We start from the raw sequence: 12156 nt of genomic DNA on the forward strand, positions 1-12156 counted from the left end.
GCGTCGCGGGCGGCGACCTCCTCGGGCCGGCCGCGGTCGACCACCCGGCCCCGCTCGAGGTGGACCACCTCGTCGGCCAGGGCGATCGTTGCGGGGCGGTAGGCGACGACGACCACGGTCGTGCCGGTGCCGGACTCGCGCAGGCCGTCCAGCACGGCCCGCTCCACCGCGGGGTCGAGGGCGGAGGTGGCGTCGTCCATCACGAGCAGCCGGGGGCGGCGCACGAGGGCGCGGGCCAGGGCCAGGCGCTGGCGCTGGCCGCCGGACAGGGACGAGCCGCGCTCGCCCACCCGGGTGTCCAGGCCCTGCGGCAGGGCCGCGACGAACCCGTCGGCCTGGGCCAGGCGCAGCGCCTCCCAGACGCGGGCGTCGTCCACGCGCAGCTCCGGCGGCGCGTCGGTGTCGTCGTCGACGTGCAGGCCCAGCGCGATGTTGCCGCGCACCGTGTCGTCGAAGACGAACGTCGACTGCGGCACCAGGGCGGCCACCCCCGCCACGGCGCCCTCGGCGAGGTCGCGGACGTCGACGCCGTCGAGCAGCACGGCGCCCGAGGTGGGGTCGACCAGGCGCACCAGCAGGCCGGCGAGGGTCGACTTGCCCGCGCCGGTGCCGCCGACCACGGCCACGGTGGTGCCCGCCGCGACGTCGAGGTCGACGTCGCTCAGCGCCGGGGCGGGCGCGGGCCCGGACGCGCCCTCGGGCCCCTCGGCCGGCGCGTGCCGGTAGCCCGCGCCGCGCACGCCCAGGCCCGCCGGGCCGGAGCCGGTCGCGGCGCCCGTGCCCCACGGCGTGAGGGTGGTGGCGCGCAGCACCGCCTGGAGGCGCTCCTCGCCGGCGACGGTGCGCGGCAGCTCGGAGAGCACCCAGCCGATCGAGCGGATCGGGAAGGCGATGAGGCTCAGCAGGTAGGCGACCGCGACGACGTCGCCGGTGGAGGTGCCACCGCCCACCGCCCGCGCCGTGCCCACCGCGAGGACCGCGAGCGTGCCCAGGCTGGGCAGCGCCTCGATGAGCGGCTCGAAGGTGCCCCGCACGCGCCCTGCTGCGACGTTGGCGTCGCGCAGGTCCTGGGCGGTGGTGGCGAAGCGGCGCACCTCCTCGTCCTTGCGGCCGAGGGTCTTGACGACCAGGGCGCCCTCGAAGCTCTCGTGCGCGACGCCGGAGACCTCGCCCCGCAGGCGCTGCACGGCGCTGACCCGCGGCGACATCCGGCGCGAGTAGAAGACGTTGGCGACGACCAGCAGCGGCAGCACGACCAGGCCCACGAGCGCCAGCGCCGGGTCGGCCTGGACCATGAGGACGCCGGCCACGGCGAGCATCACCACGACGCCGAGGGCGAAGGGCAGCACCGCCATCGCCTGCCAGGTCGCCTCCACGTCGGAGCCGGCCGTGGCCAGGAGGCGGCCGGCGGGGTGGGCGTGGTGCCAGGAGAGCGGCAGGTCGAGGTAGCGGCGCACGAGCAGGCGCCGGTAGCGGGCCTGCAGCGCGTACATCGTCGCGCCGGCGGCGATCCGGCGGACCAGCACGCCGGCCACCGTGACGACCGTGACCGCGGCCATGAGCGCGCCGGCGCTCCACACGTCGCCGGCGCTGACCGGCTCGGAGCCGGTCAACGCCGGGACCACCACGGTGTCGGTGACCCGGCCCACGACGTAGCCCCCGGCCGCGGTGCCCGCGCCGTAGACGGCGCTGCCGGCCACGGCGAGGGCGAACGGCCGGGGCTCCTCGCGCGCCCCCCGGAACAGGACCCGCATGCCGTGGAGGAAGGTGCCGCTCATCGCCTCCATCCTCTCACCCGTGGCCGCAGGCACCCACCTGCTGACGAGCGCCCCGGTCGGCGGCGGCGGAGGATGGCGCCATGGCGAGCCCCGACCGCGAGCACCTGGCCGACGTCCTGCTGGCCGCGGACCCGGACGCGCCGACCCTCGACGAGGGCTGGACCGTGCGGGACCTGGCGGTGCACCTGGTCCTGCGCGAGGCCCGGCCCGACGCGGCGCTCGCCGTCGCCCTCGCGGAGCGGCTGCCCGCGCTGGCCGAGCGCGCCGCTGAGCTGCAGGCGGAGCTGGCCGCGCTGCCGTTCGAGGAGCTCGTGGGCCGGTTCCGCTCCGGCCCCTCGCGGTGGAGCCCCTTCGCGCTGCCCGGCGCGGAGGCCGCCGCCAACGCCGTGGAGTTCTGGGTGCACGCCCAGGACGTGGTGCGGGCCCGGCCGGGCTGGCGGCCCGAGCCGCTGCGCCCGGGCCAGTCCGAGGCGCTGTGGAGGTCGCTGCGGCGCACCGCCCGGCTGCTCTACCGCCGCTGCCCGGTCGGCGTCGTCCTCGTCGTGCCCGCGGGGCCGCGGACCGTGGCGCGCCGCGGCGAGCAGAGCGCCGTGCTCACGGGGCGCGCCGAGGAGCTGCTGCTGCACGCCTTCGGCCGCACGAGCGTGGCGCAGGTGGAGGTCACCGGCCCGGAGGCCGCGGTGGCGGCCCTCGCCGGCACCCCGCTCGCGGTCTGAGGCCGCCCGGCCCGCGCCGGAGCGCGAGCGCCGCCCGCCTATGCTCGCCGGAATGGCCCGCCGACCGGCACGCGCCGTGCGGGAGGCCGTGCGGTTCCTCATCGTCGGCGGCGCCGCCACCCTGGTCGCCCTCGTGGTCTTCAACGGCCTCGTCCACGGCCTGCGCGGCGACGGGCCGGGGCCGATGCACGGCTCGCCGCTGGTGGCCTACTGCCTCGCGAACTTCCTCGGCATGATCGTCAGCTACTGGGGCGTGCGGGCGTGGGCCTTCCGCTCGCGCACCCCGGTCGGCGTCGCGGGCGGGCGGCTGAACTACCTGCTGGTCAACACGGGCTCGATGCTCATCCCGCTGCTGTGCCTGTCGTTCAGCCGCTACGTGCTGCACCTGGACACCGCGCTGGCCGACAACCTCTCCGCCAACGTGCTCGGCCTGGCCGCCGCCACCGCGACCCGCTTCTGGGCCTCGCGCAGGTTCGTCTTCCGCCCCGCCAGCGCCTGACGGCGGGGCTCAGGTCGGCTCGACCACGACGACGACGTTGCCGTCCGGGTCGCGCAGCATGAACAGCAGCGGGGCGCCGGGCTCGCGCATCGGCGCCGGGTCGAGGTCGATGCCGCCGAGGGCGCTCAGGCGCGCGTGCTCGGCGAGCACGTCCGGCGACTCGACCCCGATCACGCCGCCGCCGCCCGACGCGCCGCCCATCGGCGGGTTCAGGGCCAGCCGCGCCCGCGACCCCGGCGGGGCGACCTCCAGCCAGCGCATGTCGCCGTGCTCGCCGAAGGGCGAGTCGCTGCGCACCTCGAAGCCGAGCTTCTCGGTGTAGAAGTCGCGCGCGGCGTCCTGGTCGGTGACGGCGAACATCACGACGCTGATCTCCGTGAGCGTGCTGGCGGTGGTCCGGGCTTCCTGGGTGTCGGTCATGCGGGGTCAGACCGCGCCGGCGCCCAGGACTCATCGCCCAGGGAGCGGTCGGTGACCGGCGTCAGCGCACCTCGCGGCCGTCGGCGCGCAGCGCCGCCTTCACGTCGCCGACCGTGAGCGTGCCGAAGTGGAAGACGCTGGCCGCCAGCACGGCGTCCGCGCCCGCGGCCACGGCCGGCGGGAAGTGCTCGACGGCGCCCGCTCCCCCGCTGGCGATGACCGGGACGCCGACCGCGGCGCGCACGTCGGCGATCATCTCCAGGTCGAAGCCCGCCCGGGTGCCGTCGGCGTCCATGGAGTTCAGGAGCAGCTCTCCGGCGCCGAGCTCGGCGACGCGCGCGGCCCACTCCACGACGTCGAGCCCGGTGCCGCGCCGGCCGCCGTGGGTGGTCACCTCGTAGCCGGACGCCGTGGACGTGCCGGGCGGGCAGCGCCGGGCGTCGAGGGAGACCACGAGCACCTGGTTGCCGAAGCGGTCGGCGATCTCGGCGACCAGCTCGGGCCGGGCGATGGCCGCGGTGTTGACGCCGACCTTGTCGGCCCCGGCGCGCAGCAGGCGGTCGACGTCGGCGACCGAGCGGACGCCGCCGCCGACGGTCAGCGGGATGAACACCTGCTCGGCGGTGCGCCGCACGACGTCGAACGTCGTCTCCCGCTCCCCCGAGGAGGCGGTGACGTCGAGGAAGGTCAGCTCGTCGGCGCCCTGGGCGTCGTAGCGGGCGGCCAGCTCCACCGGGTCGCCGGCGTCGACGAGCCCCTGGAAGTTGACGCCCTTGACGACGCGCCCGGCGTCGACGTCCAGGCAGGCGATGACGCGGACGGCGAGGCTCACGGCTCCAGGCTAGAGGGCCGCCCGCGAGCGCCTCGGTAGCGTCCCGCCCCGTGCACGCAGGCCCCGCGGACCCCGACGCCCTCGCCGCGCTGGCGCTCGCCCGGCCGCCGCGGGCCGGGGGCACCCGGGTGGTCGCCGTGGACGGGCCGAGCGGCTCGGGCAAGACCACCCTGGCCGGCGCGCTGCACGCCGCGCTCGAGGGCCGGGGGTGCGACGCGGCGGTGCTGCACCTCGACGACGTCTACCCCGGCTGGGACGGCCTGGCCCAGGCCGTCCCGCTGCTCGTCGACGGCGTCCTCGCGCCCCTGGCCGCCGGCGCGCCCGCGGGGTACCACCGGTGGGACTGGGTGGCCTCGCTACCGGCCGAGCGCGTGCCGGTGCCGGCCGGGGACGTGCTCGTGGTCGAGGGCGTGAGCGCCGGGTCGCGGGCCTGCGCCCCCTTCGTCTCGCTGCTCGTGTGGGTGGAGGCCGCCCCGGAGGTGCGGATGGCGCGCGGCCTGGCCCGTGACGGCGAGGCGTACCGCCCGCACTGGGAGCGCTGGGCCGTCCAGGAGCGCGCGCTGTTCGCCGCCGAGGGCACCGCCGCGCGCGCCGACGTCGTCCTGCGCACCTGAGCGCGGGCTGGGGCAGGATCGGGGCGTGGACCTGCGCGGACGGCTGGATCGCGTGCGCCAGCACGGCTGGCAGGTGGCGCAGTGCTCGCTCGGCGCCGCCCTCGCCCTGCTCCTGGCGCAGCAGGTGCTCGGCCACCCCCAGCCGATCTTCGCGCCCGTCGCCGCCGTGGTGGCCCTGGGGGTCTCCTACGGCAACCGGCTGCGCCGGGTCGGGGAGGTCGTGGTCGGCGTCGCGGTCGGCGTGCTGATCGGCGACCTGCTCGTCCACGTCGCGGGCAGCGGGGTCTGGCAGATCGCCCTCGTCGTCGCCCTCGGCCAGGCGGTCGCGATCTTCCTGCGCGCCGGCGTCCTCATGATCAACCAGGCGGCGATCCAGGGCGTGTTCGTCACCACCCTCGTCACCGGGCCCGCCGCCGGGCTCGACCGGTGGCTGGACGCCGTCACCGGCGGCGCGGTCGCCCTGGCGCTGGCCGCGCTCGCCCCCGCCGCCCCGCTGCGCCGGCCGCTGCGGCTGGCCTCAGCGCTCCTGTCGGAGGTGGCCGACCTGCTGTGGGAGGCCTCGGCCGCGGCGCGCGCCCAGGACGCCGACCGGGCGCGCGAGGCCCTGGAGCACGCCCGCAGCACCCAGGCCCGCCTCGACGCCCTGCGGGCCGCGGCCGCGGACGGGCTGGAGGTGCTGCGGGTCTCGCCGTTCCGCCGCCGCGCGGGCCACGGCGTGCGCAGCGTCGCGGCGCTGGCCGAGCCGCTGGACCGCGCGGTGCGCAACGTGCGGGTGCTCGCCCGGCGCCTGGCCGTGACCACGGACCGGGGCGAGCCGGTCCCGCGCGCGCTGCTCGACCTCGTCGACGCCCTGGCGGCGGCCTCGCTGCGCCTGGGCGAGGACCTCGCCGCCGTGCGCGACCCCACCGCAGCCGTGCAGGCGCTGGCCGCCGTGGCGCGCGCGTCGGTGGACGTCCCCCGCTCCACGCTGTCCTCCGACGTGGTGCTGGCCCAGGTGCGCTCGACGACGGTCGACCTGCTCCAGGTGGCCGGGCTGGACGACCACGAGGTCGCGCTCCTGGTGCCGCGGGACATGCCGACGCTGCCGTCGCCCGGGACGGCGACGTCACGAGTCGATGACGACTGAGCCGGCGCCCGCCCCCGCGCCTCCGCGCCGCGCCGGGCGGGGGTAGGACGTGCCGGTGCCCGCCGTCCGCTTCACCCCCACGCAGCTCGCCGCCCGGGCCGCCTACCTCCTGCGCGGCAACGACCTGGGGTCGATGACCACCGCGGCGCCGCGGCTGTACCCGCACATGTGGAGCTGGGACGCGGCGTTCGTGGCGGTCGGGCTGTCCTCGCTCAGCGTGGAGCGCGCGGTCCTCGAGCTCGACACCCTGCTGTCGGCGCAGTGGAGCAACGGGATGGTGCCGCACATCGTCTTCGCGCCCGGGGTGGGCGGGTACTTCCCCGGCGCCGAGCGGTGGGGGTGCGGCGAGCTGGCCGCCCACGCCCCGGCCGGGGTCGCGACCTCCGGCATCACCCAGCCCCCGGTGCACGCCATCGCCGTCCAGCGCGTCCTCGACCACGCCCGCCGCCGGGGCCGGACCACCCGCGCGGTGGCCACCGACTTCCTCGACCGCCGCTGGCCGGACCTCGTGCGCTGGCACCGCTGGATGGCCACGGCCCGCGACCCGCTCGGCGACGGCCTCGTCACGCTCTACCACGGGTGGGAGTCGGGGATGGACAACTCCCCGCGGTGGGACGGCCCCTACGCGCGCGTCGAGCCGGGTCACGTGCCGCCCTACCAGCGCCTCGACACCGCCGTCGTCGACGACGAGGCGCAGCGGCCCACCGACCGCGAGTACGACCGCTACCTGTGGCTGGTGGAGGAGATGCGCGCGGTCGGCTACGACGACGAGGCGATGCGCTCGGGCCTCAGCTTCGCCGTCCAGGACGTCTTCGTCTCGGCCGTGTTCGCCCTGGCGTCCGACGTGCTCGCGACCATCGGCGAGGAGCACTCGCGCCCGCACGCGGACGTGCGAGAGCTGCACGGCTACGCCGAGCGGTTCCGCCGCGGGGTGGCCAGCACCACCGACGCGCGCGCCGGGGTCGCCCGCGACCGCGACCTGCAGACCCTGGCCTGGATCCCCTCCGAGACCCTCGCGTCCTTCTCGCCCCTGCTGTGCGGCGGGCTGCCGCGCGACGCCGAGCGGGCGCTGGCCCGGCTCTTCGAGGGGCCCCGGTGGTGCGGGCACCCCGACCTCGTCGCGGCGCTGCCGCCGTCGACCTCACCGGTCTCCGGCGCCTTCCGCTCGCGCGAGTACTGGCGCGGGCCGATCTGGCCGGTGACGGCCTGGCTGTTCAGCTGGGCGTTCGCCCGCCGCGGCTGGGCCGAGCGGGCCGCGGGGCTGCGCGAGGAGGGCCTCCGGCTGGTCGGCGACGGCTCGTTCGCCGAGTACTACGAGCCGTTCACCGGCGCCCCGCTGGGCAGCATGCAGCAGTCCTGGACGGCGGCCGCGGTGCTGGACTGGCTCGGCTGAGCCCTAGCGCGGGCGCTCGTCCGGCCAGGCCAGGGGCCGGGTCTGCTCGTCGTCCCGCTCCTCCCGCTCAGCCCGTTCCGCGCGCTCGGTCTCGCTCGGCCCGGTGAAGTGCCGCGAGCGCTCCACGGCGGCCAGGCTGCCGGTGAACAGCGAGTCGTCGCGCGGGGACCGCGCCGCGACGGCGGGCAGCAGCGTCGTGGCGGGGGTGCGCGGCGGCGCGGCGGGTCCCGGGGGGCCGGCCGGGCCGGCGGGGCCCGGGGGCCCGGGAGGCCCGTGCCGGGCCTCCGGCTCCTCGGCCGCGCCGGCGGTGGCCGGCAGCGCGCCGCCCGCGTCGATCCGCAGCCGCGGCAGCCCCTCGGGGTTGGAGGCCATGAGCCAGCGGACCATGGCCTCGCGCACGTGGCAGCGCAGGTCGAACACGGTGGGGCCGTCCTGGGCGGAGACGAGGATGCGCACCTGCACGTAGCTGCCGACGGCGTCGGTGACCTGCAGGACGCTGACCCGCCGGTCCCAGAGCTGGTCGGCCTCCACGACCCGGCGCAGCTCCTCGCGCATGGCGTCGAAGTCGGTGGCCCAGTCGACGTCGAGGGTCACGACGCCGAGCAGCTCGGAGTCCTTGCGGGTCCAGTTCTGGAACGGCGTGGACGTGAAGTACGTCGAGGGCAGGACCAGCCGGCGGTCGTCCCACAGGTGCACCACGACGTAGGTGAGGGTGATCTCCTCGATCCGGCCCCACTCCTCCAGGACCACGACGACGTCGTCCACGCGCAGCGCGTCGGTGAACGCCAGCTGCAGCCCGGCGAAGACGTTCGCCAGCGTCGTCTGCGCGGCCAGGCCGGCGACCACCGACAGCAGACCGGCCGAGGCGAAGATCCCCGCGCCGAGGCTCGAGGCGCCGGGGATGCTCAGCAGCATCGCCGCGAGGACGAGGACGGCGACGACCACCACCGCGAACCGGCGCAGGAAGCCCGCCTGCGTGCGCACCCGACGGGCGTGGCGGTTGTCCGCGACGTCCACCGGGTAGCGCGCCAGCACGAGGTCCTCGCCCACGTAGGCCAGCACCGCCACGAGCCAGCCGACCGAGGCGATGAGCGCCAGGGAGAGCGCGGAGCGGGCGACGTCGAGCCAGTCGTCCGACCCGTCCGAGCCCAGGGCGACCTGGTGGAGCACCAGCACGACGAGCAGCGCCCGGAAGGGGGCCCGGGCCCGGCGGGAGAGGTCGCTGACGACGACCGAGCGCCGCCCCAGGCGGGTCACGACCACGTGGACGAGCACGGCCACGACCAGCGCGACGACGGCGGCCACGGCCGCGTCCAGCAGCAGGCCGGCGGTCTCCCCGCCGTCGAGGTCGTGCTGCCCGGCGCCGTCCACGGCGGTGGAGGCGAGCAGGGACGAGGTGGTGCGCAGGTCGATCACCATGGGGTGGGGCGTGCCTCCGGAGGAAGGGGCGGGGTGGACCCTCCACCATCGCAGACACCGCCCGCCGGCCCCAAGCCCCGCCGGGCCCGCCGGGCCCGTGCGCGCGGGCCGGGGAAGGATGGGCCGGTGGCCCCCCGCCGACGGCTCGTGCTCGCAGCGGGCGCGCTCGTCCTCGTGCTCGTCGCCGCCCTGGCGCTCGTGCTCGGCCGCGACCCCGGCGGCAGCGACCGGGCGGCGGGAGCCGACGGCGCCGCCGGTGGCGCGCCGGTGGCCCAGGACGTGCCCGGCGCGGTGCTGCTCGTGCCCGGCTACGGCGGCAGCACCGTCGCCTTGGGGGTGCTGGCCGACGCGCTGCGCGCCTCGGGGCGCGACGCCGTGGTGGTGCCGGCCGTGGACGGAGGCACCGGCGACCTCGCTGGCCAGGCCGAGCAGGTCGACGCCGCGGCCCGGGCGGCCCTGGCCGGCGGCGCGCCCTCGGTCGACGTGGTCGGCTACTCGGCCGGCGGGGTCGTGGCCCGGCTGTGGCTGAGCGGCCCGGGCGAGGGCGAGCCCGCCCGCCGCGTGGTCACCCTCGGCACCCCGCACTCGGGCACCGACCTCGCCGCCCTGGCCGGCGACCTGCTCCCCGACCAGTGCCCGCTGGCCTGCCGGCAACTGGCGCCCGGCAGCGACCTGCTCACCGGCCTGCCCGCCACGCCGGGGCAGGACGCCGGCACGCGCTGGACCACCGTGTGGAGCGCGGCGGACGAGGTCTCGACCCCGCCGGCCACCGCGTCCGCGCTGCCCGGCGCGGTCTCCGTCCCGCTCCAGGCGGTCTGCGCCGACGCCACGACCTCCCACGGGCAGCTGCCCGGCGACCCCCTCGTGGTCGCCCTGGTCGAGCGGGCGCTGGGGCCGGACCCGCTGGCCGCGGCCCCGCCGGCGTCCGAGTGCGCCGCGCTGCGGGCCCGGGGCGCCCAGCTGCTCAGCTCGTGATGTCGCGCGTCGTGAAGTTCGCCCACGCGGCGCCCACGAGCACCACCACGTAGCCGGCCTGCACGAGCAGGCCCCGCTGCACGTCCGTCCACAGCACCGGGTCGCGGAACAGGTCGACCCAGGCCAGCCAGTAGCGCGTGGGCAGCAGGTCGCGCACGGCCTCCGCGGCGTCCAGGGCGACGAGCACGGTGCTCGTGACGAGCAGGCCGAGGCCGCCGAGGGCGGCGGCCAGCGGGGAGTCGGTGAGGGTGGAGAGCAGCAGCGCGAGGGCCGCCACGCCCATCATCGACAGCGTCACGTACCCCATCACCAGGCCGGTGCGCCACAGCAGGTCGGCCGTGGTCAGCGGTGAGCCGGAGACGGTGGTCGCCGCGACCGCCGTGCCCGCAGGAGCGTCCCCCAGCAGCAGCACCCCGGTCACCCACGCCGTCGCGGCGACCGCCACGACCGCCACCAGGGTGAACGCCAGCACCGAGACGAGCTTGGCCGCCAGCAGCCGGGTGCGCCCCACCGGGCGCACGAGCAGGTAGCGCAGGGTGCCCGACGCCGCCTCTCCGGCGACGGCCTCGCCGGCCACGACGGCGACGGCGATCGGCAGGAAGACCGGGACGACGATGCCCAGGGCGGCCGCCGGGTACAGCTCGCCGTTGGCCAGCACCGCGGAGAGGAACGCCGGACCGGCGCCGGGGCGCGGCGCCACGTCCGTCACCGCGAGCAGCACCGCGACGAGCACCGGCAGCAGGCACAGCATCGCGATGCTCACCCAGGTGCGCGGGCGGCCCGCGAGCTTGCGCAGCTCCACGGACACCAGCGCCGCCAGCGCGCCCCTCCCCGTGCCTCCCCCCGTGCCCCTCACCGGTCCTCCCCCACCGCGGTGGTCCGCGCGAGCACGACGTCCTCGAGCGTGCGCCGCTCCGCGACCGCCTCGTCCACGGCCACCCCGGCCCCGACGAGCTCGCGCACCACGGCGGCCACCGGGGCGCCCTCGACGACGAGCCGTCCGCCCTCGCCGCCGGTCACCCGGCGTCCCAGCACGGCCCGCGCGGCGGCCGGGTCGCCCACCGCGAGCAGGACCCGCCCGGTGGGGGCGCGCAGGGCCGCCACGTCGTCCTGGACGACGAGGCGGCCCCGGTCCATCACGCCGACGCGGGTGCACAGCTGCTCGACCTCGGCGAGCAGGTGGCTGGAGACGAAGAGCGTGGTGCCGGCCGCGGACAGCTCCAGCAGCAGGTCGTGCACCCGCCGGATGCCCTGGGGGTCCAGGCCGTTCGTCGGCTCGTCGAGGACGAGCAGGCGGGGGCGGCGGACCAGCGCCGCGGCCAGCCCCAGGCGCTGGCGCATGCCGAGGGAGTACCCGCGCACCGGACGGCGCCCCACCTGGGCCAGCCCCACCACCTCGAGGACCTCCTCGACCCGCGCGCGGCGCTCGCGCCGGCTGCCGGGGCCGGGCGCGGCGTCGTCCACCAGGGCGAGGTTCGCGCGCCCGGACAGGTGCCCGTAGGCGGCGGGCCCCTCCACCAGCGCCCCGACGGCGGGCAGCACGCGCGCCAGGTCGCCCGGCACGTCCGCGCCCAGCACCTGCGCGCGCCCCCGGGTGGGCAGCACGAGGCCCAGGAGCATGCGGACCGTGGTGGTCTTGCCGGAGCCGTTGGGGCCGAGGAACCCGTAGCGGTCGCCCTCGCGCACCTCCAGCGCGACGTCGGTGACCGCCTGCACGCGCCCGAAGCGCTTGGTCAGGCCCTCGGTGCGGATCGCGAGGCCCGTGCCCGTCTCCGCGCCCGACGCCGTGCCCGCCCCCGTGCCCGCCCGCGTGCTCATCGCGCGCGCCGCGGCAGCGGGTCGTCGAGCAGGGCGTCGACGGCGGCCTGGACGACCTCGGGCGCCACCGTGCCGGCCACCAGGTAGGCGTGCGCACCGTCGCCGGCGTCGACCAGCGCCGCCGAGAGCGGCCCGGCGCGCAGCAGCACCGCCTCGGCGTAGTAGTCGGCGGTGGTCAGCTCGGCGGCGCCCGCAGCCCGGGCGGCCCGCACCCCCTCCCGGCCCTGGCGCAGCGGCAGCGGCACCACCGCCAGGCGGGTCAGCAGCGTGCCGTAGGCGGCGACCCCGCTCTCGGCGCCGCCGGCCGCGGGCAGCCCCGCGAGCTGCTCCGGCAGCTGCCAGGGGGCGGTCGTGTCGGCCTGCTGCGCGAGGTCCGGCGCCGGCGCCCGGGGCACGACGCCGGCCGGCGCGGGAGGCACCAGCACCGCGGCGTCGGGCTCGCCGACCCGCACCCGCTCGAACACGGAGGTGAGCACCGCCGTCCCGGAGGGGTCGAGCAGGGCGACCTCGAGGGGCAGCCCGCTGGCGCGGTCGAGCCACAGCTCGGCGGCGCCCAGGGTGCTGCG

At 77.9% G+C, this 12156-nt stretch carries 12 protein-coding genes and 1 pseudogene; 6 read left to right on the top strand and 7 right to left on the bottom strand.

Annotated elements, in window-relative coordinates; translation table 11 throughout:
• On the bottom strand, positions 1-1778 hold a 1778-nt coding region (locus tag AC5FZL_RS11240; RefSeq protein ID WP_493618675.1), incomplete at its 3' end, for an ABC transporter ATP-binding protein.
• Between the two features lie 80 nt (positions 1779-1858).
• Here AC5FZL_RS11240 and AC5FZL_RS11245 point away from each other — a divergent pair.
• Together AC5FZL_RS11245 and AC5FZL_RS11250 are read left to right on the top strand one after the other, a co-directional pair.
• The gene (locus AC5FZL_RS11245; RefSeq protein WP_493618676.1) at positions 1859-2494 is read left to right on the top strand and encodes a TIGR03085 family metal-binding protein; all 636 of its coding nucleotides are present in this window, start codon (positions 1859-1861) and stop codon (positions 2492-2494) included.
• Positions 2495-2546: 52 nt separating this feature from the next.
• Positions 2547-2993 carry a GtrA family protein gene (locus tag AC5FZL_RS11250; protein WP_493618677.1) on the top strand — a complete coding sequence of 149 codons (447 nt, stop codon included), beginning with the start codon at positions 2547-2549 and terminating at the stop codon, positions 2991-2993.
• A 9-nt stretch (positions 2994-3002) separates the two neighbouring features.
• Here AC5FZL_RS11250 and AC5FZL_RS11255 read toward each other — a convergent pair whose 3' ends face one another.
• Both AC5FZL_RS11255 and hisF read right to left on the bottom strand, forming a co-directional pair.
• Positions 3003-3413: a VOC family protein gene (locus tag AC5FZL_RS11255; RefSeq protein ID WP_493618678.1), complete on the bottom strand. Its 411-nt coding sequence runs from the start codon at positions 3411-3413 to the stop codon at positions 3003-3005.
• A 61-nt stretch (positions 3414-3474) separates the two neighbouring features.
• A complete protein-coding gene (hisF, locus tag AC5FZL_RS11260; RefSeq protein ID WP_493618679.1) occupies positions 3475-4245 on the bottom strand; it encodes an imidazole glycerol phosphate synthase subunit HisF in 771 nt (256 codons plus the stop codon).
• Positions 4246-4295: 50 nt separating this feature from the next.
• On the opposite strand from hisF, the gene AC5FZL_RS11265 reads away from it, so the two are divergent.
• Genes AC5FZL_RS11265 through ggh form a run of 3 tightly spaced genes read left to right on the top strand, consistent with a single transcriptional unit; the run spans position 4296 to position 7378 of the window.
• Positions 4296-4859 (top strand): nucleoside/nucleotide kinase family protein, encoded by a 564-nt coding sequence (locus tag AC5FZL_RS11265; protein ID WP_493618680.1) that lies wholly within the window; start codon positions 4296-4298, stop codon positions 4857-4859.
• A gap of 25 nt (positions 4860-4884) precedes the next feature.
• Positions 4885-5985 (top strand): FUSC family protein, encoded by a 1101-nt coding sequence (locus AC5FZL_RS11270; protein WP_493618681.1) that lies wholly within the window; start codon positions 4885-4887, stop codon positions 5983-5985.
• Between the two features lie 55 nt (positions 5986-6040).
• Positions 6041-7378 carry a glucosylglycerate hydrolase gene (gene ggh, locus AC5FZL_RS11275; protein WP_493618682.1) on the top strand — a complete coding sequence of 446 codons (1338 nt, stop codon included), beginning with the start codon at positions 6041-6043 and terminating at the stop codon, positions 7376-7378.
• 3 nt (positions 7379-7381) lie between these two features.
• On the opposite strand, the gene AC5FZL_RS11280 is transcribed toward ggh, so the two are convergent.
• The gene (locus AC5FZL_RS11280) at positions 7382-8797 is read right to left on the bottom strand and encodes a mechanosensitive ion channel family protein (protein ID WP_493618683.1); all 1416 of its coding nucleotides are present in this window, start codon (positions 8795-8797) and stop codon (positions 7382-7384) included.
• A 126-nt stretch (positions 8798-8923) separates the two neighbouring features.
• Here AC5FZL_RS11280 and AC5FZL_RS11285 point away from each other — a divergent pair, with 126 nt between their 5' ends.
• A complete protein-coding gene (locus AC5FZL_RS11285) occupies positions 8924-9772 on the top strand; it encodes an esterase/lipase family protein (protein WP_493618684.1) in 849 nt (282 codons plus the stop codon).
• Here the strand turns inward: AC5FZL_RS11285 and AC5FZL_RS11290 are convergent.
• From AC5FZL_RS11290 to AC5FZL_RS11300, 3 genes and pseudogenes are all read right to left on the bottom strand, one after another.
• The gene (locus AC5FZL_RS11290; protein WP_493618686.1) at positions 9762-10583 is read right to left on the bottom strand and encodes a DUF2705 family protein; all 822 of its coding nucleotides are present in this window, start codon (positions 10581-10583) and stop codon (positions 9762-9764) included. The two genes, AC5FZL_RS11285 and AC5FZL_RS11290, sit on opposite strands and share 11 nt — an antisense overlap.
• Positions 10584-10624: 41 nt before the next feature.
• The gene (locus tag AC5FZL_RS11295) at positions 10625-11590 is read right to left on the bottom strand and encodes an ABC transporter ATP-binding protein (protein WP_493618685.1); all 966 of its coding nucleotides are present in this window, start codon (positions 11588-11590) and stop codon (positions 10625-10627) included.
• Positions 11587-12156, bottom strand: a pseudogene (locus tag AC5FZL_RS11300) (hypothetical protein); the annotation flags it as partial. The gene AC5FZL_RS11295 and the pseudogene AC5FZL_RS11300, both read right to left, overlap by 4 nt.

It is taken from the genome of Quadrisphaera sp. DVD1, from assembly GCF_058932755.1.

Coding starts and splice junctions, on each gene's coding strand:
- AC5FZL_RS11245 (WP_493618676.1), top strand. CDS start 1,859: ATGGCGAGCCCCGACCGCGAGCACCTGGCCGACGTCCTGCTGGCCGCG.
- AC5FZL_RS11250 (WP_493618677.1), top strand. CDS start 2,547: ATGGCCCGCCGACCGGCACGCGCCGTGCGGGAGGCCGTGCGGTTCCTC.
- AC5FZL_RS11255 (WP_493618678.1), bottom strand. CDS start 3,413: ATGACCGACACCCAGGAAGCCCGGACCACCGCCAGCACGCTCACGGAG.
- AC5FZL_RS11280 (WP_493618683.1), bottom strand. CDS start 8,797: ATGGTGATCGACCTGCGCACCACCTCGTCCCTGCTCGCCTCCACCGCC.
- AC5FZL_RS11295 (WP_493618685.1), bottom strand. CDS start 11,590: ATGAGCACGCGGGCGGGCACGGGGGCGGGCACGGCGTCGGGCGCGGAG.